General features: G+C 29.1%; 27 protein-coding genes and 1 tRNA gene. 14 read left to right on the top strand and 14 right to left on the bottom strand.

Annotated features, from left to right (window positions below; genetic code table 11):
• Positions 1 to 12: 12 nt before the first annotated feature.
• The 3 genes from TX50_RS01175 to TX50_RS01185 form a co-directional block, all read right to left on the bottom strand.
• On the bottom strand, positions 13 to 807 hold the full coding sequence (locus TX50_RS01175; protein ID WP_011131867.1) for a photosystem II manganese-stabilizing polypeptide: 795 nt from the start codon (positions 805 to 807) through the stop codon (positions 13 to 15).
• Between the two features lie 214 nt (positions 808 to 1,021).
• Positions 1,022 to 2,278 (bottom strand): bifunctional phosphopantothenoylcysteine decarboxylase/phosphopantothenate--cysteine ligase CoaBC, encoded by a 1,257-nt coding sequence (gene coaBC / locus TX50_RS01180; RefSeq protein ID WP_011131868.1) that lies wholly within the window; start codon positions 2,276 to 2,278, stop codon positions 1,022 to 1,024.
• On the bottom strand, positions 2,268 to 2,489 hold the full coding sequence (locus TX50_RS01185; protein WP_011131869.1) for a DUF2555 domain-containing protein: 222 nt from the start codon (positions 2,487 to 2,489) through the stop codon (positions 2,268 to 2,270). Before TX50_RS01185 ends, coaBC begins: the two co-directional genes overlap by 11 nt.
• A 200-nt stretch (positions 2,490 to 2,689) precedes the next feature.
• Here TX50_RS01185 and TX50_RS01190 point away from each other — a divergent pair, with 200 nt between their 5' ends.
• Both TX50_RS01190 and TX50_RS01195 read left to right on the top strand, forming a co-directional pair.
• Positions 2,690 to 2,872: a hypothetical protein gene (locus tag TX50_RS01190; RefSeq protein ID WP_011131870.1), complete on the top strand. Its 183-nt coding sequence runs from the start codon at positions 2,690 to 2,692 to the stop codon at positions 2,870 to 2,872.
• Positions 2,873 to 2,908: 36 nt separating this feature from the next.
• Positions 2,909 to 3,250, top strand: coding sequence for a DUF565 domain-containing protein (locus TX50_RS01195; RefSeq protein WP_011131871.1), 342 nt, complete (start codon positions 2,909 to 2,911; stop codon positions 3,248 to 3,250).
• Between the two features lie 2 nt (positions 3,251 to 3,252).
• On the opposite strand, the gene TX50_RS01200 is transcribed toward TX50_RS01195, so the two are convergent.
• Together TX50_RS01200 and TX50_RS01205 are read right to left on the bottom strand one after the other, a co-directional pair.
• The gene (locus tag TX50_RS01200; protein ID WP_011131872.1) at positions 3,253 to 4,269 is read right to left on the bottom strand and encodes an aspartate carbamoyltransferase catalytic subunit; all 1,017 of its coding nucleotides are present in this window, start codon (positions 4,267 to 4,269) and stop codon (positions 3,253 to 3,255) included.
• Complete coding sequence (locus tag TX50_RS01205) at positions 4,269 to 4,970, bottom strand: DNA-3-methyladenine glycosylase (protein ID WP_327077679.1); 702 nt, start codon at positions 4,968 to 4,970, stop codon at positions 4,269 to 4,271. Before TX50_RS01205 ends, TX50_RS01200 begins: the two co-directional genes overlap by 1 nt.
• 116 nt (positions 4,971 to 5,086) lie before the next feature.
• Between TX50_RS01205 and gatC the strand changes: the two genes are divergently transcribed.
• Positions 5,087 to 5,380, top strand: coding sequence for an Asp-tRNA(Asn)/Glu-tRNA(Gln) amidotransferase subunit GatC (gene gatC, locus TX50_RS01210; protein ID WP_011131874.1), 294 nt, complete (start codon positions 5,087 to 5,089; stop codon positions 5,378 to 5,380).
• On the opposite strand, the gene TX50_RS01215 is transcribed toward gatC, so the two are convergent.
• Positions 5,381 to 6,250 (bottom strand): fatty acid desaturase, encoded by an 870-nt coding sequence (locus tag TX50_RS01215; protein WP_152556156.1) that lies wholly within the window; start codon positions 6,248 to 6,250, stop codon positions 5,381 to 5,383. It lies immediately after the preceding gene.
• A gap of 322 nt (positions 6,251 to 6,572) precedes the next feature.
• Between TX50_RS01215 and TX50_RS01225 the strand changes: the two genes are divergently transcribed.
• The 3 genes from TX50_RS01225 (at position 6,573) to ileS (ending at position 10,203) form a co-directional block, all read left to right on the top strand.
• Positions 6,573 to 6,654: transfer RNA gene (locus TX50_RS01225), tRNA-Leu, on the top strand.
• 138 nt (positions 6,655 to 6,792) lie between these two features.
• Entirely contained in the window at positions 6,793 to 7,263 is a 471-nt protein-coding gene (locus tag TX50_RS01230; RefSeq protein WP_225866760.1) for a hypothetical protein, read from the top strand.
• Positions 7,264 to 7,305: 42 nt separating this feature from the next.
• Positions 7,306 to 10,203: an isoleucine--tRNA ligase gene (gene ileS, locus TX50_RS01235; protein ID WP_011131876.1), complete on the top strand. Its 2,898-nt coding sequence runs from the start codon at positions 7,306 to 7,308 to the stop codon at positions 10,201 to 10,203.
• A 166-nt stretch (positions 10,204 to 10,369) separates the two neighbouring features.
• On the opposite strand, the gene TX50_RS01240 is transcribed toward ileS, so the two are convergent.
• The gene (locus TX50_RS01240) at positions 10,370 to 10,993 is read right to left on the bottom strand and encodes a DUF3177 family protein (protein WP_011131877.1); all 624 of its coding nucleotides are present in this window, start codon (positions 10,991 to 10,993) and stop codon (positions 10,370 to 10,372) included.
• 125 nt (positions 10,994 to 11,118) lie between these two features.
• Between TX50_RS01240 and trmB the strand changes: the two genes are divergently transcribed.
• Complete coding sequence (trmB, locus tag TX50_RS01245) at positions 11,119 to 11,748, top strand: tRNA (guanosine(46)-N7)-methyltransferase TrmB (protein ID WP_011131878.1); 630 nt, start codon at positions 11,119 to 11,121, stop codon at positions 11,746 to 11,748.
• Position 11,749: 1 nt separating this feature from the next.
• Here the strand turns inward: trmB and TX50_RS01250 are convergent, their stop codons facing one another.
• On the bottom strand, positions 11,750 to 13,108 hold the full coding sequence (locus TX50_RS01250) for a phosphoglucosamine mutase (RefSeq protein ID WP_011131879.1): 1,359 nt from the start codon (positions 13,106 to 13,108) through the stop codon (positions 11,750 to 11,752).
• 129 nt (positions 13,109 to 13,237) lie between these two features.
• Between TX50_RS01250 and TX50_RS01255 the strand changes: the two genes are divergently transcribed.
• On the top strand, positions 13,238 to 13,783 hold the full coding sequence (locus TX50_RS01255) for a thioredoxin family protein (RefSeq protein WP_011131880.1): 546 nt from the start codon (positions 13,238 to 13,240) through the stop codon (positions 13,781 to 13,783).
• A 2-nt stretch (positions 13,784 to 13,785) separates the two neighbouring features.
• Here TX50_RS01255 and thyX read toward each other — a convergent pair whose 3' ends face one another.
• Genes thyX through TX50_RS01270 form a run of 3 tightly spaced genes read right to left on the bottom strand, consistent with a single transcriptional unit; the run spans position 13,786 to position 15,600 of the window.
• Complete coding sequence (gene thyX, locus TX50_RS01260) at positions 13,786 to 14,424, bottom strand: FAD-dependent thymidylate synthase (protein WP_011131881.1); 639 nt, start codon at positions 14,422 to 14,424, stop codon at positions 13,786 to 13,788.
• Position 14,425: 1 nt separating this feature from the next.
• On the bottom strand, positions 14,426 to 15,019 hold the full coding sequence (gene dcd, locus TX50_RS01265; RefSeq protein WP_011131882.1) for a dCTP deaminase: 594 nt from the start codon (positions 15,017 to 15,019) through the stop codon (positions 14,426 to 14,428).
• A gap of 5 nt (positions 15,020 to 15,024) precedes the next feature.
• Positions 15,025 to 15,600 carry a cob(I)yrinic acid a,c-diamide adenosyltransferase gene (locus tag TX50_RS01270; RefSeq protein WP_011131883.1) on the bottom strand — a complete coding sequence of 192 codons (576 nt, stop codon included), beginning with the start codon at positions 15,598 to 15,600 and terminating at the stop codon, positions 15,025 to 15,027.
• 204 nt (positions 15,601 to 15,804) lie between these two features.
• On the opposite strand from TX50_RS01270, the gene ntcA reads away from it, so the two are divergent.
• From ntcA to TX50_RS01285, 3 genes are read left to right on the top strand one after another with little or no spacing between them, the layout of a single operon-like run.
• Positions 15,805 to 16,539, top strand: a complete 735-nt coding sequence (gene ntcA / locus TX50_RS01275) for a global nitrogen regulator NtcA (protein ID WP_011131884.1) — start codon at positions 15,805 to 15,807, stop codon at positions 16,537 to 16,539.
• Between the two features lie 54 nt (positions 16,540 to 16,593).
• Complete coding sequence (locus TX50_RS01280) at positions 16,594 to 17,565, top strand: DUF3084 domain-containing protein (RefSeq protein WP_011131885.1); 972 nt, start codon at positions 16,594 to 16,596, stop codon at positions 17,563 to 17,565.
• Positions 17,566 to 18,003: a hypothetical protein gene (locus tag TX50_RS01285; protein ID WP_011131886.1), complete on the top strand. Its 438-nt coding sequence runs from the start codon at positions 17,566 to 17,568 to the stop codon at positions 18,001 to 18,003. It abuts the gene before it with no gap.
• On the opposite strand, the gene TX50_RS01290 is transcribed toward TX50_RS01285, so the two are convergent.
• The 3 genes from TX50_RS01290 to psbH all read right to left on the bottom strand — a co-directional run bounded on the left by TX50_RS01290 (position 17,984) and on the right by psbH (position 19,241).
• Entirely contained in the window at positions 17,984 to 18,241 is a 258-nt protein-coding gene (locus TX50_RS01290) for a DUF3146 family protein (RefSeq protein ID WP_011131887.1), read from the bottom strand. The genes TX50_RS01285 and TX50_RS01290 overlap by 20 nt on opposite strands.
• Positions 18,242 to 18,853 (bottom strand): aminoacyl-tRNA hydrolase, encoded by a 612-nt coding sequence (gene pth, locus TX50_RS01295; protein ID WP_011131888.1) that lies wholly within the window; start codon positions 18,851 to 18,853, stop codon positions 18,242 to 18,244.
• 187 nt (positions 18,854 to 19,040) lie between these two features.
• The gene (gene psbH, locus TX50_RS01300) at positions 19,041 to 19,241 is read right to left on the bottom strand and encodes a photosystem II reaction center phosphoprotein PsbH (RefSeq protein ID WP_011131889.1); all 201 of its coding nucleotides are present in this window, start codon (positions 19,239 to 19,241) and stop codon (positions 19,041 to 19,043) included.
• A 79-nt stretch (positions 19,242 to 19,320) separates the two neighbouring features.
• Between psbH and psbN the strand changes: the two genes are divergently transcribed.
• The 3 genes from psbN to TX50_RS01315 all read left to right on the top strand — a co-directional run bounded on the left by psbN (position 19,321) and on the right by TX50_RS01315 (position 21,781).
• Positions 19,321 to 19,473, top strand: coding sequence for a photosystem II reaction center protein PsbN (gene psbN / locus TX50_RS01305; RefSeq protein WP_011131890.1), 153 nt, complete (start codon positions 19,321 to 19,323; stop codon positions 19,471 to 19,473).
• 128 nt (positions 19,474 to 19,601) lie between these two features.
• Positions 19,602 to 19,730 carry a photosystem II reaction center protein I gene (locus TX50_RS01310; protein WP_002805124.1) on the top strand — a complete coding sequence of 43 codons (129 nt, stop codon included), beginning with the start codon at positions 19,602 to 19,604 and terminating at the stop codon, positions 19,728 to 19,730.
• Between the two features lie 14 nt (positions 19,731 to 19,744).
• Positions 19,745 to 21,781, top strand: coding sequence for a DUF3769 domain-containing protein (locus tag TX50_RS01315; protein WP_011131891.1), 2,037 nt, complete (start codon positions 19,745 to 19,747; stop codon positions 21,779 to 21,781).
• The last annotated feature ends 2 nt before the right edge of the window (positions 21,782 to 21,783 follow it).

A 21,783-nucleotide genomic window follows, 5' to 3' on the forward strand; every position in this document is an offset into this window, starting at 1 on the left:
ATTTATTTAGAATTAAGCTTTTCTTCCATAAAGCTCACCAATTATTTTTACATCAAGAGGTTCTTTTGAACCCATATCTGTATCGGAAGGTTGGATCGCAACAAATGTACCTGCAAATTCATCTGTATCAGAATCTACATTTTCAATTGATAGTTTTACAACTCCAGTACCATTTACATCAACTTTGATATTTTCTTTAGCAAGTTCTTCATCATCTCCACCTAGGGCAACTAAACCTTGAGCGTATTCAACTCCAGTATTTTTGGCTCTGGCTTTAGGATCTAAAAAATCTCCTGTTCTGTAATTAGGTGTGAATGTAGCACCACTGACTTCTGTCCCAGGCTCGATTGAGGAAGGTAGATCAGCTGTTAAATCTTTTGCAGAAAATGCAAATGGAACCTCTAAACCTCCAGGAGTTAGAACAGTAATTAATTGAAAATCAATACCACCTTTTTCAGTAAATGTACCGGAGTCTATATCTCCATATACTTCTGTAACTGTAGTGTTATTCCTAGGGCTAATAATTTTTGTTGCAACAAATTCTGCTTCTTTTCTTTTTGATCCCGGAACTTTTACATAAACTTCTGTTGGATGCATGCATATCCCTTTTAAGGAATCACCATTGCCTAAAGATATTGATCCGACTAGAGATGAATCTAAGGAAGGACAATCGTTAGCTTTACCTGTGTTTACAACATCTGTAAATTGGGCATTTCCTCTCTCGGAGAAGGCATATGTTTTATCTGTGACAAAAGCAAAAGTTAAACAAAAAGAAATAACTAAAGCTAATAAAGAACGAATTCTCATAATAAAATTTTAATAAAGTTCTGTGACTGCTGGTAAAGGATTACTTAAAAATGTTCAGTACGGATAATACAAGGTAAAGAACCACAAAAGAAAGTTTTTTAGATCCTCGAAACAACTCGTAGCTTTTTAATTTTTAAAACTTGAGATATTTTAAGATATCAGACTATTTTTAATGATTAAGATTACAAAAAAATACAAATATAAATGTTGTGGATCATTTTTTAGTTGAAATAATTTCATCTATTAAATTATTAGCTAACTCAATCTTTGATGTTTTTTCTAGATAATTTTCCATATTTTTTTTATCAAAAAGCCATCCTTCATTTTTTGCAAGTGAGCCAAATCCTTGGTCTTCGATATCTATAGGATTTGCAAATAGTAAATCACAACCCTTAAGCATTATTTTTTCTTTAATGCTCTTTTTTGCACTTTTAAAAGAACCTGTAAATGCACAAAATCCAACAAAAATTTGATTTTCTTTTTTTACTTTACTTATCTCTTTTAAAATATCTGGAACATATTCTATATTTTTATTTAAAAAATCCTCAAATTTGCTTTTTGGAATTTTTTTTGAAGTATCTCCTGATATTTTGAAATCTGCTACTGCAGCATTCATAATGAAATAATCACATTTCGAAATTTCTTTTTCAATTTCCTGAATTAAATCATTACTATTATCTATTTCATACGTATTAATTCCTTCTGTTATATCTAGTTTATTTTTTAAAGGACCATGTATATATTTGACTTTTGCACCCCTAAATCTTGCTACTTGAGCAAGCATTAATCCCATAGTTCCCGAACTATTGTTAGTTATCTTTCTTGCTGCATCTATGTTTTCTGAAGTACAACCTCCTGTAATTAAAAACTCTTTATTTAATAAGTCTCTGTAATAGGGCTTTTTATTTTGAAGGAGTAAAAACTTAAGAGCTAGTTGTATTAAATCATTTGGGGGTATTTTACCAACTCCAATTTCGTCACAAGCTAGGATCCCTTTGCTTGGCTTAAGGATTAAAACATTTGGATAATCTTTCAAATATACATAATTTCTTTGAACAGCTTTATTACTCCACATCTTAGAATTCATTGCTGGAGCAACAATAATAGGCTTATTATTCGCAATTAAAATACTTGATATCAATCCATCAGCATTACCTGTAACCCACTTCGAAAGTGTTGTTGCAGTCAAAGGAGCAATTATCAAAACATCAGCCCATTCGCATAAATCTATATGTAGAGGTCTTGAATGAAGATATGACCATTGGTCCTTATCTAATATGCAATTATTCCTACTTAAGATAGAAAGTGAAAGTGGCTGAATTAGTTTTTCAGCATTTTCAGAAACAACGCACTTTATCTCATAATTATCTTTAACTAATTGACTTACTAGTAAGGGGATCCTTACTGCAGCAATACTTCCAGTAATTAATAAAAGAACCTTAACTTTTAATTCTTTAGATTTAACGTTCATCCAATTGTTCCTCTTCAATAAGATGAATGTAATCGGATATTAATTTATACCTTTTAGTTTCAAAAGTCCTCACCAAATTCCAATTTTTAAATACATTAAATGGTTTAACGTAATTTTCCTCTCCTAAAGTTTTGGCAAGCTTAAAAGTTCCTTCTTCATATGATGTATAAAAAGGCTTTTTAAATATCTTGTTATCGGATGTGAATAACATTTTTATCCTTGTCCATGTATTTTTAATAATATAACCGCAAGGAAATTCATATTCACTAAATATTGCTCACTTTGAAAAATTTTTCAAAAATAATAAAAATATTGAATCTATTTAATTTTTTTATATTATAATTTTAGACACAAATTATTAATTCTTTTAAAAAAAAAATTATTTAAACTAAGAATGACGAAATATCAATTATGTCACAAACAAAAAAAGAGCAAATAGTAAGTCATTTGCGTTATTTAAGGCAGGAATTAAGAGAAATGCATTTAGGAATTCAAGATGATGGATTATTTCCTGAACCTGGAGAAATAAGAGGAATTCTTGCCCAAATGGAAGCTTTACTTGAATTAATTGAAGGTAATCCTAAAGTTAAATAAATTATGAATAGATCCAGCAGTTAGTTAAGATTCAGAATGTTTTTTAAACCCCAAAAGACTAAATTTCAACGATTAGTTATTGAAACTTTTGACAGTTTAAGCCAATGGGCAGTAAATCCATGGCGTAGATATTCTTTAGCTTTAACTGTTGTTTTGACTGGTTACTTTTTTGGGAGTTCATTAGGAATGATAAGTGCAGTCGTTGAATTAATTGACCCGGTAGGAGCTTTTTTATCAGTTTTTTTTATTGAAATTTTGATAAAATTTAGACGTAGATTACGTTTTGATAAAAGAAAAAAAATATTAGTATTATTACTTGATTCCTTAAGATTAGGTTTGTTTTACGGTTTTTTTACTGAAAGTCTAAAATTGCTTTAAATTTAATTATTGAATTTACTTAATAGATAAAGTAAAGCCATTCTTGTCGGAATACCATTTGAAACTTGATCATTTATTAGGCAATTTGGATATTCATCAACAACTCTGCTGCTGATTTCAATGCCACGATTAATAGGCCCTGGGTGCAAAATAGGAATATCTTTACAATTCAAGGATAGTTTTTCTGGAGTCAAACAATAATTTTCACTATACGATTTAATACTGCTTAATAAATTCTCTATCATTCTTTCTTTTTGTAATCTTAAAACAATTACTGCATCTGCACATTTAATGGATTCTTCTAATGAACTCGAAATTGTGATAGAACCTCTTGAAGAAATAGGGTCTCTTAATTGATTTGGTGGAGAACTACTTACAAAATCAGTAAATTCTTCAGGAATAAGTGTGGGTGGACCACACAAGATTATGTTTGCCCCAAATGCGGTCAATGCCCAAAGATTTGATCTGGCAACTCTAGAGTGAATTACATCACCAACTATTAATATTTTTTTAGAATTTAATATCTCTGGTTTCAGTAATTTTGGAGAAAAGAATTTTATTAATGTATAAAGATCTAGTAATCCTTGACTAGGGTGGCTATGTAAACCATCACCTGCATTAAGAACCGAAGTTTTTGCTTTAGATGCATCGAGTTTTTTGGAAATTTCTAAAGGGACATGGCTAGATGAATGTCTAATGACTAAAATATCAGACCCCATGGCAGCATATGTTAGTGCAGTATCTATGAGGGTTTCTCCTTTACTTAAAGAACTTGAAGAAGGAGAAAAGCTTTGAACATCTGCAGATAGCCTTTTGGCAGCAAGCTCAAAACTATTGCGAGTTCTAGTACTAGCCTCAAAAAATATTGATGTTATTAACTTTCCTTGTAAAGCAGGTATTTTTTTTGTCCCGGCATTATTAAGAGATTTAAATCTTTCAGTTAACTCAATAACTGATTCGTAATCATCTATTGAGAAATTTGAAAGTGTGAGGATATGTTTGTGAGGCCAATTTCCCATTATGTTACACCAGACAAATTATTAGTTGAATTTTTTAAATTAGGATTTCTATCACCTTTTTCCCTTTTACTAATACTTCTGCTCCTTTTAAGATACCAACGCCATTTTATATTTTTTGCTTTAGAAATGCCAATTCTTGTTGTTTGAATTAAATCTTTTTTCTCTAAATATGACTTTCCTTTGCTGATCCACAAACATTTATTATTAAGAATTTCGAGGGAATTGAATTTATTATCTAATTCAAATGTTTTGGTTACTAATCCTGGGCCAGAAGCTAACCTTTCGTTTTTATTTGATATAAAAACCGCCCTTATTAAAACACCACTTGCAAAATTATCTTTATCAGTAACAATATTTAAGCAATGATGAATTCCGTAAGATCTGTAAATATAAAATCTTCCTGGCTCACCAAACAATACTTTATTAGAAAGAGTTTTTTTATTATATCCATGGCAAGCCTCTTCTTCTTGTGAATAAGCTTCAGTCTCAACTATCATACCTTTAATTAGGCCTTTATCAATTCTATTTCTAATCAGATAACATCCAATTAAGTCAGGTGCTACAAGCTTGGAGTGCCTGTAAAAAAAATTTTTTTTTAAAGATTGTTGATCTATTTTTAAATACTTATCTAAGCTTATTTTTAACGGTGAAATACAATTAAGTCTAGCTTTTGAAGCATAAAAAAATTTTTTCTCTTTTATGAGATTTTATAAATATATTGTTATCAATTTTGTTTAATTCATTAAAGGCTTAAGTAATGTTTGTGAAAATCCTTTAATATCTATGATGTAATTGATTTTTTGATAATTGAAAACAAATGAAACGAATTAGTAGTGATGAAGTTAAAAAAGTAGCACAATTAGCAAGACTAGAACTAAATGAGAGTGAGATTAATCAGCATGCAGAACAGTTAGAAAAAATTTTGGAATATATTAAACAACTTGAGAAAATTAATACCGAGGATATTCCATGCACTACTAGAGCTATAGAAGTGGTCAATGTATTGAGAAAAGATGAAAAGAAAAACTATGAAAATTCGGAGGAAATTTTAGATTTGGCGCCTTCAAGAGAAAATAAATTTTTCAAAGTGCCAAAAATTATTAATGAATAGCTAGTTACCACCGATATAAGTCTTATTAACTATCTTTAGTAAAATTTTTCTTATTTTAAAATTTGGGAATGAATTTATTATTTTTCTAAGTTTTCCTTTTTTACTTTTGTGACTTCTTATCCCTATAATTAGATCATAAATAAAATTAAAAGTATCACCTTTAGTTTCAAAAATCCCTACTCTTTGAGGTGAACCTTTGATGTCTAATAAAGGTTTGGTTTTTTCGTAAGCTATTTTATATTCAAACCAGGGGATTGAAGGCCATAGGTGATGGATTAAATGATAATTTTGACCCATTATGAGGATATTCAAAAAATTGCCTGGATAAACTCTTGAATTTATCCATTTATTTTTTGAGCGAAATGGCCTATGAGGGAGATAATCAAAGAAAATACCTAAAGTGACTCCAACCATTAATGCAGGACCAAACCATAAATTATAAATTAAGTTCATAAAGTCAAATTTTAAGCCAGCTAAAATGATTGTTATAAATATCGATCTCTCTATTCCCCACTGTAGTAATTCATATTTTCTCCAGAGTTTTTTCTGGAAGAAAAATATTTCATGATAAAAAAATCTTGGAGCAATAAGCCAAATAGGCCCAAAAGTACTCACAATATGGTCTGGATCTTTTTTGGGATCATTTACATGAATGTGATGTTGTAGGTGTACTCTAGTGAAAACTGGGAAACTGAAGCCTAACAGTATAGCTGATCCATGTCCCATTGCTTGGTTTATCCAGGGCACGGGATGGGCAGCCTTGTGACATGCATCATGTATCACGGTTCCTTCAATATGAAGAGCAAGAAATGCAGTGGCGACTAGAAGAGGTAGAGGCCAAACTCCCCGATACCACTGCCATATACTCAGAAATGCAAGAAAATAACCACCAAAAAATAGACCTAATGTAGGATTCCAAAAATTAGGAGGGTCGACATAATTTTTGATCTCCCTGTTCCAGTTATATGTCTTGGAGGAATTAGTTTGAATATTTTTATTTTTACTAGTTAAGTTTGAAATTGTTTCTTTTAATCTATGATTAATATAACCAATAATTTATAGTGATTGCATAACAATATCAAACATTTTTAAATCTTTCTGAAATTATCGAGCCTAGTATTATGTGTCAAATTAAGGATCTTAAGTAAAAAATATTTTTAAAATATACCTTGCTAAACTAAAATTTAATTAAGCGGTCGTGGCGGAATTGGTAGACGCGCGAGTTTTAGGTACTCGTATCTTCGGGTGTGGGAGTTCAAGTCTCCCCGACCGCATTACAAGGGAAAATTTTTATTAAGCAACTAAATTAGTTAACTATTTGCATATTTACTATAATTTAAATATTAATAAGAATTTTTTTGACAATTTATTTAGGCTTTTTATATTTATTCTTTGGAATTATATTTTTGTTAATGCCTTTAATATATATTGAATTAGGTAGACCAAGAGATTTTATAAAAGGTGGTTTAAACCTAGTAATTGGGATGTTATTAATTTATAAACAAAATATTTTTAATACTTTAAATTATTTAATTTTTAGTGTCATTACTACATTACTGACTTTTTATATAGTAGAAATATTTTCTATAAGGTGGAATCAATTAACTAATCAAGAGAAAAATAATTTACTGACTTTAGAGGAATTGAAAAAAAATCTTTCAATTTTTTTAAAGGCCATCTCTCTAGCAAGGCAAGATTTTTTAAATTCAAACAATATTTTCAAATTTGGAAGAAAAAATGAAAATTTAAATAAAAAAAAGTGGGTTAGGAATGATGAAAATGATAATATAGTTAATTCAAATAAAAATAATTTACTGACTTTAGAGATGCCAAAAAAAGCAACAAATAAATCTACAAAAGATACAATCAATGAGGGTAAATAATTAAATAAATTAATCGATTATAAATAAATTCTCTAATTTCGAATGAAATCAAAACATAACAAAGAAAAAAAATCTGGCTTTTCCTATAAAGAAACTTTGAATTTATTGAAGACTGATTTTTCGATGCGAGCTAATTCAGTAATTAGGGAACCAGAGATTCATGAATTCTGGTCAAGAAATAAGATTGATTTGGAGTTGGGTTCAACTAACTCAGGTAAAAATTTTACTTTGCATGATGGCCCCCCTTATGCGAATGGTTCCCTCCACATGGGACATGCTTTAAATAAAGTCTTAAAGGATATTATTAATAAATACAAAACCTTACAAGGTTTCAAAGTTCATTTTATACCTGGTTGGGATTGCCATGGGTTACCAATTGAGTTAAAGGTTCTACAAAGTTTAAAATCCAATGAAAGAAGAAATTTAGATTCTTTAGGTTTAAGAAAAAAAGCAACAGATTATGCAAAGATTCAAATTAACAATCAACTAGAGGGCTTTAAGAGATGGGGTATTTGGGGAGACTGGGATAATCCCTATTTAACACTTAAAAAAAATTATGAGTCTGCTCAGATTGGTGTTTTTGGGAAGATGTTCTTAAATGGCTATATATATAGAGGTTTAAAACCTGTTCATTGGAGTCCAAGTTCTAGAACAGCACTTGCAGAAGCAGAATTAGAGTATCCAGAGGAGCATTTTTCAAAAAGTATTTATGTTTCTTTAAATATTACTAAATTATCAGATGCAGTTCTTCTTAAATTAGAAGAAAAAGATCTGAGAAACAAATTACTTTCTAGTTTAAATAAATTATTTATAGCTATATGGACTACTACTCCATGGACAATTCCTGGTAATGAAGCAGTAGCTATTAATCCTAGAATAAATTATGTTTTTGCCTCAGATCAAAACGGTAATATATATCTTTTTGCTAGAGATTTAATTTCTGAAATTTGTGAAAAGCTAGATAGAGAATTTAATGTTTTATTAGATGTAAAAGGATCATTGCTAGAGGGTCTTGAGTATAAGCATCCTACAAAAAATAAGTTTTGCAATATTGTAATTGGAGGTGATTATATAACCACTGAATCTGGGACAGGAATTGTGCATACTGCCCCTGGTCATGGCATGGATGATTTTAATGTTGGGCAAAAATATCAATTACCCATAACCTGCATTGTCGATGAAAAAGGTAATTTAAATAAGCATGCTGAAAAGTTTTGCGGATTAAATGTTTTGAAAGATGCTAATGATTTGATTATTGAAGATTTAGAGAAAAATAACTTACTCCTTTTAAAAGAAAATTATAAACACAGATATCCTTATGATTGGAGGACTAAAAAACCTACAATTTTTAGAGCAACTGAACAATGGTTTGCATCAGTAGAGGGATTTAGATCTTCAGCCTTGAAAGCAATAGAAGATGTTGAATGGATGCCAAAAACAGGTAAGAAAAGAATTTATTCAATGGTTGTTGGAAGAGGTGATTGGTGTATTTCTAGACAAAGGTCATGGGGAGTGCCAATACCTGTTTTCTATGAAAAAGAAGGGAAAGGAGTACTTATTAATACTGAAACTATTAACCATATAAAAAGTTTATTTGAGGAGTATGGAGCAGATGTATGGTGGGAATGGGATGAGAAGAAACTATTGCCAGAAAAATATAGAAATGAATCTGATCGTTGGGAAAAAGGGCTAGATACTATGGATGTCTGGTTTGATTCAGGTTCTAGTTGGGCCGCAGTTTGTGAGCAAAGGGAAGAATTACAATATCCAGCCGATTTGTATTTAGAGGGATCTGATCAACATAGAGGTTGGTTTCAATCATCTTTGCTAACTTCAGTAGCAGTAAATAATAAGCCGCCATATAAGACAGTTTTAACTCATGGATTTGCTTTAGATGAGAATGGTAGAAAAATGAGTAAATCCTTGGGTAACGTTGTTGATCCTAATATCATTATTAATGGTGGTCCTAACCAAAAAATACAACCTGCCTATGGAGCGGATGTCCTTAGGCTCTGGGTTAGTTCTGTTGATTACTCAGTTGATGTACCAATTGGATCAAATATTTTAAAACAACTTTCAGATGTTTATAGAAAAGTAAGAAATACAGCTAGATATCTCTTAGGTAATATTCATGATTATGATCCTGCATTAGAGGAAATTGATATTGATCAGTTGCCGTTATTAGATCAATGGATGTTAAATAGGCTAGTTGAGGTCTCAGATGAAGTAACAATTGCATATGAAAATTACGAATTTTCAAAGTTTTTCCAAATATTGCAAAGTTTTTGTGTTGTGGATTTATCTAATTTTTATTTAGATATCGCAAAAGATAGATTATATGTAAGTGCTAAAACTCAATTTAGGAGAAGATCTTGTCAGTTTGTGATGTCCAGAATTGTAGAAAATTTAGCTGTCATTATTTCTCCAGTTCTTTGTCATATGGCTGAAGATATTTGGCAAAATATCCCATATTCAACTATTGAAAAATCAGTATTTGAAAGAAGATGGCCAAAATTTCCTGAGTCATGGCTTAATCCCGAACTTAATGAACATATTTCTAATTTAAGAACATTACGTGTAGAAATTAATAAAGCAATAGAAGGTTGTAGAACCCAACAAATGATTGGAGCTGCTCTTGAGACTGAGGTTAATTACCTCCCTGAAAATGAGTTTTTTAAAAATTCTCTTTCTTGGCTTGATAAATTTGGCAATAAAGAAGTGGATTTATACCGAGATTGGTTGATAGTTTCTGATTTTAATATAGTTAATAATTTATCTAAGGATTGTTTAAGTATCGATAATAATGAACTTGGAAAGATTCAGATTCTTAAAGCTAAAGGTCTTAAATGTGATAGATGTTGGCATTATCAAAATATTACAGTTAAAGGGATTGAAAACACTAAATTATGCGAGAGATGTGCAAATATTATTAATTTATAAATAGTTGATTTAAATCAATTGCAGTATTGTTATTTTTGATCAACTACATACTCTTTAAATTATTATTTATAAAAATTCTTTAGAATATTCCCTTGATTAAGTAACCTTATATTTTTAAAGACTATTTGGAATATTAAAACTTATATGTTCTAAGTTTTTGATAAAATCAATTCCTGCCATAATTCGAAAAACCAGAATTCCGACCACTTTTTGGGAATTTAATTATCGCCCATTGTAATAAACCTAATGTATATATTAATAAGGCAAATAATCCTAAAAATTTTGCAACTGGTTGCGAAAAGCTAGCTCCAAATAAGAAATTAAATAAATTTTTTAAAATCAAGTAAAAATTTGTTGAAGGTTTAAGCCAAATTTCACATTGCGCAGAATTAATAAAAGAAACACAATTAATATTATTTAAACTTTGAATTAAAAAAATTAAAGATATAAAAGTTATAGACCATCGCCAAATTTTCGTAGTTGTAGTTAATGCATGAGATATTCTATATTCATTTAACTCGTCATTAATATCATTCCAAAACCATATTGAGATTGTCATTATTAATGTCGAAATATTTGTAATTAAGAGAGCGAAATTGTACTCTCCAATTAGGAGGATAAGACTTATGAAGAATAGAATTGATATTTTCCAATAATTAGATAAAAGTTTTGTAATGGCTTTACTTTTGTTTTTTATTGACCAACAAAGCAGAGTTAAAGGAAGACCAACTATAAAGACTAATGAAAGTTGAAAAGATAGCCAAATGGAAAGCTGATTAAGACTGTTCAAAACTTTTTCTTTTTAACACACATAAATATTAAACCTTACCCACCTGCTTATTAACTTATTATTGTCATAGTTATGAATAATATGCACCATATTAATTTCTACTACGAAATAATTAAATAATTTTTATGAGACAGCATGTAAATCCACTCAGTAAAAATTTCTTTGAAATAGATCCAATACCTCCTTTGAATCAAGTTTTTGAAAACCCAAAATTACCTCTCCATTTAGATATCGGTTGCGCTTCAGGTGAATTTTTATTCGAATTATCACTTAAAAATAAAAACTGGAATTATATAGGAATTGAAATTAGAGAAAAATTAGTTTTAAATGCTAATTTGAAAATGAAAAGTAGAGAAAATAAAAATTTATATTTTTCATTTGGTAATGCTAATAACATTTTTAACCAAACTAATAATAAATCAATTATTAATTTAATAACTAGTATTTCTTTTAATTTTCCTGATCCATGGTTTAAAAAGAAACATCATAAAAGACGTGTAATTCAGCCTAAATTATTAAATCTACTCTCAAATTCAATGAAAAAAGGATCTTTAATCTTTATTAAAACAGATGTAAGAGATCTTTTTGATCATATGGAACTCACAATATCCGAGAGTATAAAGTTCAAAAAAATACCATATCAAGATGTTGACTTTTGTGAAAGTTTTAATCCAAATAGAATTCAAACTAATAGAGAAAAATATGTAATATTAAATCAACTTAAAATTTATGAAAGTATTTATAAGAAAATTTGATTCAAAAAGTTTTAGATATTTTATAGATTTTTGTACTAAGTTCGGCCGTGATTTTTGTCGATAATGAATCTACTTCTTGTTGATTTCGTGCTTCAACTAATATACGTAAAACAGGTTCCGTTCCACTTGGACGTATGTAAACTCTACAATTATCTTTTTTAATATTTGAAAAACTTTCTATAGTTTCATTAATGAATTCCTTATATGATTTATCAATATTTTTGAATTTAAAATTTAATAATACGTTAGTTAGTTTTTGAGGATATGGTGAGAAGCTACTATTAAGCCAAGATCTTAAACTGATATTTTTTTTCTTGCAGTATTTTGATATTTGAATTGCTGTTAATATTCCATCCCCACAAAAGTCATTAATTTTTGAAAGAATATGACCTGATTGTTCCCCTCCTAATAAAGCCTTTTTTTTCTTTATTGCTTCAAATATAAATTTATCTCCAACTTCAGTTCTATGTAAAATCCCCCCAATTTTCTTCCAAGTATTTTCAAAACCTAAATTGGCCATTTTTGTTGAGATAATTGTGTTATTTGTAAGTAATTTTTCTTCTAAAAGTTCTCTTCCCCATAGAAAGAGTATGTGATCTCCATCTATTATATTGCCCTCTGAATCAACCCCAATAACTCTATCGGCATCTCCATCGAAGCTAAATCCCATATCAGCATTATTCTCTTTTATGGCTTTAATTATTGGATCCAAACATGTAGAACCGCAATTTAAATTTATTTTTAAACCATCTTGCTCATTATTAATAACTTTGACATTCGCTCCTAGTTTCTGAAAAATACTTGCTGCGCAGGTAGTTGCAGATCCGTAACATGTGTCTAAAACTATTTTCATTCCATCTAAGTTTTCATCCCCCATAGTATTAATAAGTCCTTCTGTATAGATATTAAAAAGGTTATTATTTTCCCTTATAGATGTTTTTTTATAAGTAGATAATTTAAGGTTGTTTGCTGTCTCTAAAATCAGTTCTATTTGATTTTCTAATTTCTTTTTAATTTTTTCTCCATTATTATCAAATATTTTAATACCATTATATTCAGGAGGATTATGGCTCGCCGATATCATAATCCCACCACTAAATTTTTCTTTTTTTATTAAGAACGGGATAGCTGGTGTAGGACAGATTCCTAAATATATAAATTCTTTTCCTGCTGCATTAATTCCTCTTGATATAGCTTCTATAAGAATATATCCACTTACTCTTGTATCTCTTCCGATTAGTATTGGATTATTGGTTTTCGTTGAAACTCCTAAAGCATATCCAACCTTATATGCTAAAGAATATGTTAATTCTTTATCAAATATTCCCCTTATTCCATCAGTTCCAAATATAGATTGCATATTATTACTTCTATAAGTATAAGTATTTTTCCAAGTGTATTTATATTATAAGTTGATTAAAAGTAAAAAGAATAATGCTCTCTTAAATTATATTATCTATATAAAATATAAAAAGTAAATGATTAGATAATGCAATCTGGTAATAAAGAATCCTTTTTAAATTCCTCGCAAAAATCGATACTGATATTATTTTTTGCTCTAATTATTTGCTCTGCACTTGTCTTGAAAAATTTTATATTTCAACCCACTTTTCTTCTTAAGAAATTTGGACAATCATCTATTGATCCTGAAATAGCTTTTACAAATAATAAACCTACTTTTCTTGAGTTTTATGCAGATTGGTGCGAAGTTTGTAAGGAAATGGCTCCAAAAGTTGAAGATATTAAAAATAAATATGAAAAAGATATAAATTTTGTTTTTTTAAATGTAGATAATCCAAAATGGGAAAAATACATAAGAAATTTCAATGTTAATGGAATTCCACAAATAAATATTTTTGATAATGATTCCAATTTAGAACTCACTTTTATTGGAAAACAGGAAGAAGATTCTATAAAAGAATCTCTCGATAATTTATACGATAAATTTAGAGGTGATTCACAAATTCTAAATTCAGAATTCTCAATAATCAAAGACAATAAAAATTATCAATCCTCTCCAAGAAGTCACGGATAAATTTATTCCCAATTCAATGCTTCAGATACAGATGGAAAATATTTGATAAATACTTTCTTACAGTCTTCAGCTATTTCCATATGTTCTTTTTGTGTTCCTTCTTTTGATCTTAGCTGTATATAGTGAATCCAAGACCTGCAGGAACCAGTCATATAAATTCTTGTTGGGGTAGCTAATGGCATAATAAATCTAGCGCATTCCTTTGCAATCCCTTCATTTAGCATTTCTTCGTATAGTTTATTTGCCTCTTGAAAGTGTTTTGAAATTTTTTCTGAAAATTTTATTTTAAGTTCATCCGGTATGTCATCAATGCTATTTTGACGATTCTTTTGATCTTGCCTTCTTAAGTTTGGGATAGGTATTTCATTTCCTAGTAAACTAGTTTCAGCATATCTTTGTGAGAATTCTTGAAAAGTAAATGATCTATGTCTAAGAATTTGAGCCGCGATACCTCTATTAGTTTCGATTTTCAATGTCATGCATGATTGTTCAAAAACTGACCAGTGCTCATGTTTTATGCAATATCTTAATAATCCGGCGAATTTATCATTAGCCTGATTCGAAGGATTAGAGACTCTGGCGATATAAGCCATTGTTTTTTCTGCCTCTGGAGTTAATGAAATTAGCTCAACTTTACTCATATTAAATTTTGGCTAAAGTAACCTTTTCTGGTTGATTTTGATATTTACCTTTTCTATCTTCATATGTTGTAGAGCAAGGATCACCCTCAAAAAATAATAGTTGACAAATACCTTCATTTGCATAAATCCGACAATCTGCACCTGAACTGTTGCTGAACTCTAATGTAAGATGCCCCTCCCAACCGGCCTCGGCTGGAGTTGTATTTACTATAATTCCGAGACGAGCATAAGTACTTTTACCGATACAAATCACAGTAATATTTTCTGGTACTTTCATTTTCTCTAAAGCAACTCCTAGGCCGTAAGAATGAGCAGGTAAAATAAAAAATTCACCATCTTTATCTTCGTGAAGAATGGTTTTTTCTAAATTATCAGGATTAAATTTCTTTGGATTCATAACTGTTCCTGGGACATGCTTAAATATTAAAAACTCTTTAGAAGAAAGTCTTAAATCATAGCCATATGAAGAACATCCGTAACTTAAAACTGCATTTTTTTTATTATTAGGATCTAGATGTCTGACTAAATTTGATTGAAAAGGATTTATCATGCCTTTAGAAGCTTTTTGGTTTATCCAGAGATCATTTTTGAGCATAATTTCTATGAGCGAAGTTCTGTAATTTGGTCAGCCATTAACAAGAATTTTTTTGGAATGGATGTACCAGTAAGGATTACATCTCCTGATATAAATCGGTTTTCAAGTGTTGAAATCAAATCATCTTTACTGATAATATTCATCTCTACAGCTAAAAAAACTTCATCAAGAATAATTTGATCATATTCTCCATAAAGTAATTCTTTTTTGCAATAATCCCATAATTCTATTATTGAATTATTAATAGATTTAGATATATTATTGTTTATGTTTTCTGACTCATATTGATCATAAGAATTAGAAGATCTTATCCAGGTAAGATTACCGCAAAGCTTTTGAGCATTGGAAATTCCTTGTTTTACACCTCCTTTCATTAGTTGAACTAAAAGTACTTTTCTTCCTAAAGCTGCATTTCTTAGTGAATCTCTGATAATGGATGAATAACTTCCTCGGTATGAAGATTGATAAATCTGAATTTGGCCATTTTGATTTATCTTTCTTAATTTAAATTCTTTATTTTTATTTATGTTTACAACTTCATTATTAGTTGTTAAATAACTATTTGACGAACTGGCTACCATTATTTTTGAATTTACTTTTCTATATTCAGTATAGTTAGAATTTTATAACACTGCATATAGTGTAATTTTCCTTAAAGTAGCTTCTTAGAATAAAGAATTTTTTTTTATAATAATTTTTTAAAAAATATAAGAATTGAAAAATGTTACTGTTGATACAAGTTATTTCTTGCTGTCTTCTTAAGTTTTTTAATAGTAAAGATATTTATGTCACCTGCTTCTAGAGGATTCAGCCGCTTAACTCCGCAACCTTCCGGACAAAATACTATTAATACTATTGGTGAACGTTTTCCGATTAATAGAACATTAATGGAAGTCATAAAAGGTCTTGAAGGAGCAAGTACAGAAATGGTTGAGAGATCGAAAACAATATTTTTCCCTGGAGATCCTGCTGAAAGAGTTTATTTAATAAGAAGAGGAGCAGTAAGGTTATCAAGAGTTTATGAATCAGGAGAAGAAATTACTGTTGCCTTGTTAAGGGAAAATAGCCTTTTTGGAGTTTTATCTCTCCTAACAGGACATAGGTCTGATCGTTTTTATCATGCTATTGCTTTTACAAGAGTTGAAATGATTACAGCTCCTGCAAATTCTGTTTTGAGAGCAATTGAAGCAGATGCATCCGTTGGTCTATTACTCTTGCAAGGCCTTTCAAGCAGGATTCTACAAACAGAAACAATGATAGAAACTCTTACACATAGAGACATGTCATCTCGCCTAGTAAGTTTTTTGATGGTTTTGTGTCGAGATTTTGGAGTGGCAAGTGAAAAAGGTATTACTATTGATTTAAGACTTTCTCATCAAGCTATAGCAGAGGCAATAGGTTCTACAAGAGTTACCATTACAAGATTATTAGGAGATTTGAAAGATTCAGGATTATTAACTATTGAAAGAAAGAAGATTACAGTTTTTGATCCAATAGCACTTTCAAAAAGATTTAATTGATATTTAATCAATTCATTCTCTATTATTAATGGTAATTAAATATTTAGATATATTGTGTCTGGTTGGCTTTTCATTATTTTCTTATTACTGCTTGGAGGTTTAATTTCAACGTTAGGTGACTTATTAGGTTCAAAGATAGGTAAGGCTAGGTTTAGCATTTTAAAGTTAAGACCCAAAAAAACTGCAATTTTAATTACAATTTTGACAGGCAGTCTGATAAGTGCTTCATCTTTGTTCTTAATGATATTAGTAAATAGACAGTTGAGAGTAGGGTTATTTAGGTTAGGAGATTTACAGAAAAAACTTCAAGAAAGTAAACAAGTTTTGATACCTTTAGAAAAAGAAAGAGAAAAACTAGAAAATAAAATAAAAGCTAAAGAGACTGAATTTAAGCAATTAGAAAGGAATATAATTGCATTAAGAAGCGGGAAATTTGTAATAAGAAGTGGGCAATCTTTAATTATTTCAGAGATAAGTTCTTCTAACCTGAAAGACATTAAATCTAAAATAGAAAAAATTATTATCAATGCCAATAGATATACTCATAAGATAGTTAAACCAAAAAATAAAGAAGTTAAAAATTTATTGTTATTAAGAAAAAATCATATCGAAGAAATGCAAAATATTATTTTAAAAGGTGGTAATTGGGTAATAAATATAAAATCTGTCAGAAATGTTCTAACAGGAGAAAATTTTGTGTATGCTTTTCCTGAAATAACAGAAAATAAAATAATAGTTAGAAAAGGTGAAAAAATAACAAAAATTGACTTCAAACAAGAAGATTTTAATAAAAAAGATTTTGGCGATAAGGTAAATTTTCTACTATCTTCTAGTTTGGCCGAAATTAAGAGAAGAGGTTCACTTGTAAATGAAATTAAATTGCGAGGCGATTCTATAAAAGAATTAAGAGACTTCTTAAATAAAAATGATAAAACTAATTTTGAATTAGAAGCAGTCTCTTTGTTTAACAGTAAGACTGCTCAACCAGTGATTGTTGAACTAAATGTAAATTATCCAGAATCTTAGATGTCTAGAGTTATAACTATTGATCCGGGGATATCGAAATGTGGAGTGATAATAGCTGATATCAAAGAAAAAAAAGTTTACGAAGCAGTAGTTATTAAAAGTCATCTACTTTTGCAATATGTTAAAAAAAAATATCAGAGCGGAAAAAACGTTCAGTTGTTAATTGGCAATGGAACAAGTAGTAAAAATTACATAAAATATTTAAATCAATTTGAGCCTGATTTGATTATTGCTGAAGAAAAAAATTCAACTTATAGGGCTAAACAAAGATATTTTGAAATTTTTCCATTAACAGGCATAAAATGTTTTTTACCAAGAGAGATATTTATTTTGAATAAAAATTTAGATGCATTAGCTGCGTTAATTATTATGGAAGATTATTTCAAAATTAAATTTGATGTAAGTGTAAAACTTAAGACTAAAACTTGGCTGAAATAATGAATTTATATTCATTTCCTGCTTCAAGTTCATAATCTTTCTTTAAAAAGAATCTCAATAATGAATCTTGAATTAATGCTCTTCCTAAAGGGGGGGTTACAAACAAAACTCCTTTTCCAAATGACCATGTGAAGGTCCACTTGAAATCGCTTGCTTCCACAACTCCTTTTACTTCTTTTTTGGTGAAACAATACTCTTTAACACTTACATGTGCAGTTGTCTCAGGCTTTGCTTTCATTTATAAATTTTCTTCTCTATGGAAGGAATTTAATTCACTAATAATATAATCTTCATTTTTATCATTTAGTTCTATGAGTGATTCGATTAATTTTTTATAAACTCTATCCAAAGTTAAACTTTCTTTTGAAGATATATTTCCTAAGACATGGGAAATAGTATTGAGGGTTTTCTTTCTTTCATTAACGGGTGGGGACCCTATACCTATTTTTATTCTATTAAAATTTTCAGTCTGCAATTTATTAATGATATCTTTAATTCCGTTATGTCCTCCAGAACTTCCTTTTTTCCTAAATCTAATTTTACCCAGGGGTAGATCAATATCATCAACTATTATAAAAAGACGATCCAAATCTATTTTGTACCAGTCCACTATCGCCCTTACAGCATTTCCACTGTTATTCATAAAAGTGTTCGGCATAAATAATCTATAAGTAAAATTATTTATTTTGAATTCTGAATACCAACTTTTAAGCTTATTTTTCAAAGTAAATTTAGAATCGTATTTTTCAGAAAAATTTTCAAGTAGTAAAAAACCAATATTATGTCGATTTTGAATATATTCTTTACCAGGATTGCCCAAACCAATTATAAATTTCTCATTATTGTTCATAATTATAATTTCATATGTAAATTTTTATAAATTATAAAATAGAAACATAACAAGGGTTTTTAATTGTGAATGAGAACACAAAATAAAGATTTTTATTTTCTTATTTATGAAATTATTAATTTTTACCTATTTAAAAAATTTTATATAATATTAATTTAATTACTCTACAAAAATAATTTAAAGAAGTTTAATTTCCATTCCAATCGACTGAGAATCCCTGAAGGAGTAAAGATTGATTATAAATTTGTAGGAGGATAACAAGAAAAACTAATAAAAGTAAACCTATTACGGTCATAATAGGAACAGCCCCCCATCCAGGAACAACTTTTCCTTGACCTGAATTTCCAATAGCTTTTAAAAGAGTTCCTAATGCAGTTTTTTGGCCCATAGTAATTTCTCTAAATCAAATTTATTTAGTTATTGTATAAGAGTTAATACATAAATTGTTTACAAATTTACTAAAATTGATGCAAACTTTATCATCCGCACCAGATCCTGCTGTTTCTGTAGCAGTTACAATACTGGCTGTACTATTAGCTTTAACGGGTTTTGGACTATGGACAGCTTTCGGTCCAAAAGCGGCGAAACTAACTGATCCCTGGGACGATCATGATGATTAGGGTTTTTAAAACAAGTTTATAAATGTAAAAAGTATTTCAAAATTTACCAAAAATACAAAAAGTAAACCTTTTCACATAATTTAAATATAAATTTAATAGGATATAAATCTGTTAGTATTTGCAATTCCATGCTCGCCTTAAAAATTTCAGTTTACACAATCGTTTTTTTCTTCGTAGGAATCTTTCTATTTGGTTTTTTAGCTAGTGATCCTACAAGAACACCTAATAGAAAAGACTTAGAAAGTCCTCAAGATTAATTTTCTCTTTTAATTTGTTCAACATTATCAAGATTAGAAAACTCATAAAAGCTATATTTTTTGTTTCCGCATTAATAAACTTATCTCCTTCGAGTAAAGCAACACAATTTTTTGCTATTGATTCAAAAAATTTCTCTCAATCAAAAAGCGTCAATTGGGTTAATAATGTTTTTCCAAAAAACATAGATGTTTCCAGTAAAAGACCATTTCCAAGATCTGAATATAACTATAGAAGTAATGCTAAAAACGAGATATTACATCCTTATAAGGATGGGTCTCCAAAACTTTTAGCTAACTCTTTTGATAACAAAAACGAGTTAGAGATCCAATCTGAAATACAATCTGAAGAAAATAATATTTTAAAGGCAAAGGGCAATGTCCTTGTTCTTTATCGAGGTAATATTCTTAAAGCAGATAGTCTAATTTATGATAAAACGCAAAAGACTGTAAGTGCTAAAGGAAATATTTCTTTGAGTATTGGTGAGCAACTATTCAAGATGAATAGATTTCAATATGATTTCAATAGTAAGAAAGGGTATTTGTTAGATGTCAAAGGATTAATAAAAACAGATAATCTTATTGATGATTTGTTTTCTAATGTTGAAACTTCAGATATTAAAAATAGTGAAATTTCAAAAGAGATATTTAAGGAAAAAGTTTTAAATACCCCTGGAGCTTTAAAAAATTGGATACTTATAACGGATAAAATAGAAATTGATGGGGAAAAATGGAAGAGTGAAAAAGCTATTTTTACTAATGATTTAATTGAATTAAAGCAAGTTAAGATAGAGATCAATTCGCTTGAAGCTATCTCTAGAAAAGACCAACTAAGATTCAAGTCTTCTTTAAATTATTTAATTTTGGATGAGAAGATTTCAGTTCCCTTCTGGTTTGGTGAAAGAACTTTGACGAAATCAGGAGAAAGTTTTTCTTTTGAAAATAGATGGAATATAGGTTATGACAATGTGGATAAAGATGGCTATTTCATTGGTAGAAAATTAAATTCAATAAATTTATTTGGTGATTTTTTTCTTGATTTAGAACCACAATTCTTAATACAAAGATCACTTCAGGGGCATACCAAAAGTTTTATAAGTAAGGGAGATTCAATAACTGCTGATAAGGTTAAAAGAGATGCATATTGGGAAGACTATTTTGGTTTTAATTCTCGAATTAAAGGAAAAATTAGTAATTGGAATTTGGAAATAGATAAGCAAATAAATTCTTTTGATCCTGATGAATCTTCAAATTCTTTACGAGTTAAGTCTAATTTAAGTAAAGAAATTTCTTTTTTAAACTCAATATGGGATAAAAGTTTTTTTGGAGTTTTTAGAGATAGGGTTTGGAACGGATCGTTAGGTGAATCTCAAGTGTATATAGGCTATGGTTCCAAACTAGAAAAACAAAATACTTGGGAAGTTAATGGTATTACTAAATCTGAAACTTTATCTTTAGGGTTGGGTAATTTTAAAGGCGAAACTTTAAATAGTAAGAACCTGGTTACTAGTATCAAAGGTAGTTTGTTGTATTCATCAGATCAAAAAATACCACTAAATGGTAATAAGGTTTTAAACAAATTTATTGATAGTTCGTTTAAATATATTTCTGAGCCAATAAACAAAGGGCTAAGTCTTAATACTAGTTTAAAATTATTTTATGCTTTTTATAAAAATGGCAACAATCAACAATACTTGGGTTTTGGTGCTGGACCTGAATTTATTTTAGGGGATTTACAAAAAAAATATTTTGACTATACGAGAATAAGTTTATTACCTTTTTATAAGATAAAAAGTGGAGATAGTTTATTTAAATTTGATCAAATTGCTGATGAATTTACCTTAGATATTGCCTTTGACCAACAATTATTTGGACCACTTATTCTTAAAAGTAATGCTAGCCTAAATTTGGATAGTGATTCAAAAGATTATGGTGATTTTATAAATTCTAAAATCTCATTAAATTGGAAAAAAAGATCTTATGAATTTGGAATTTTTTATCAACCTCATAATGAAGCAGGAGGTATTTCTTTTACATTATTTGGCTTCGAATAGCT

The sequence above is a fragment of the Prochlorococcus marinus subsp. pastoris str. CCMP1986 genome (assembly GCF_000011465.1).
GTDB lineage: Bacteria > Cyanobacteriota > Cyanobacteriia > PCC-6307 > Cyanobiaceae > Prochlorococcus_A > Prochlorococcus_A pastoris.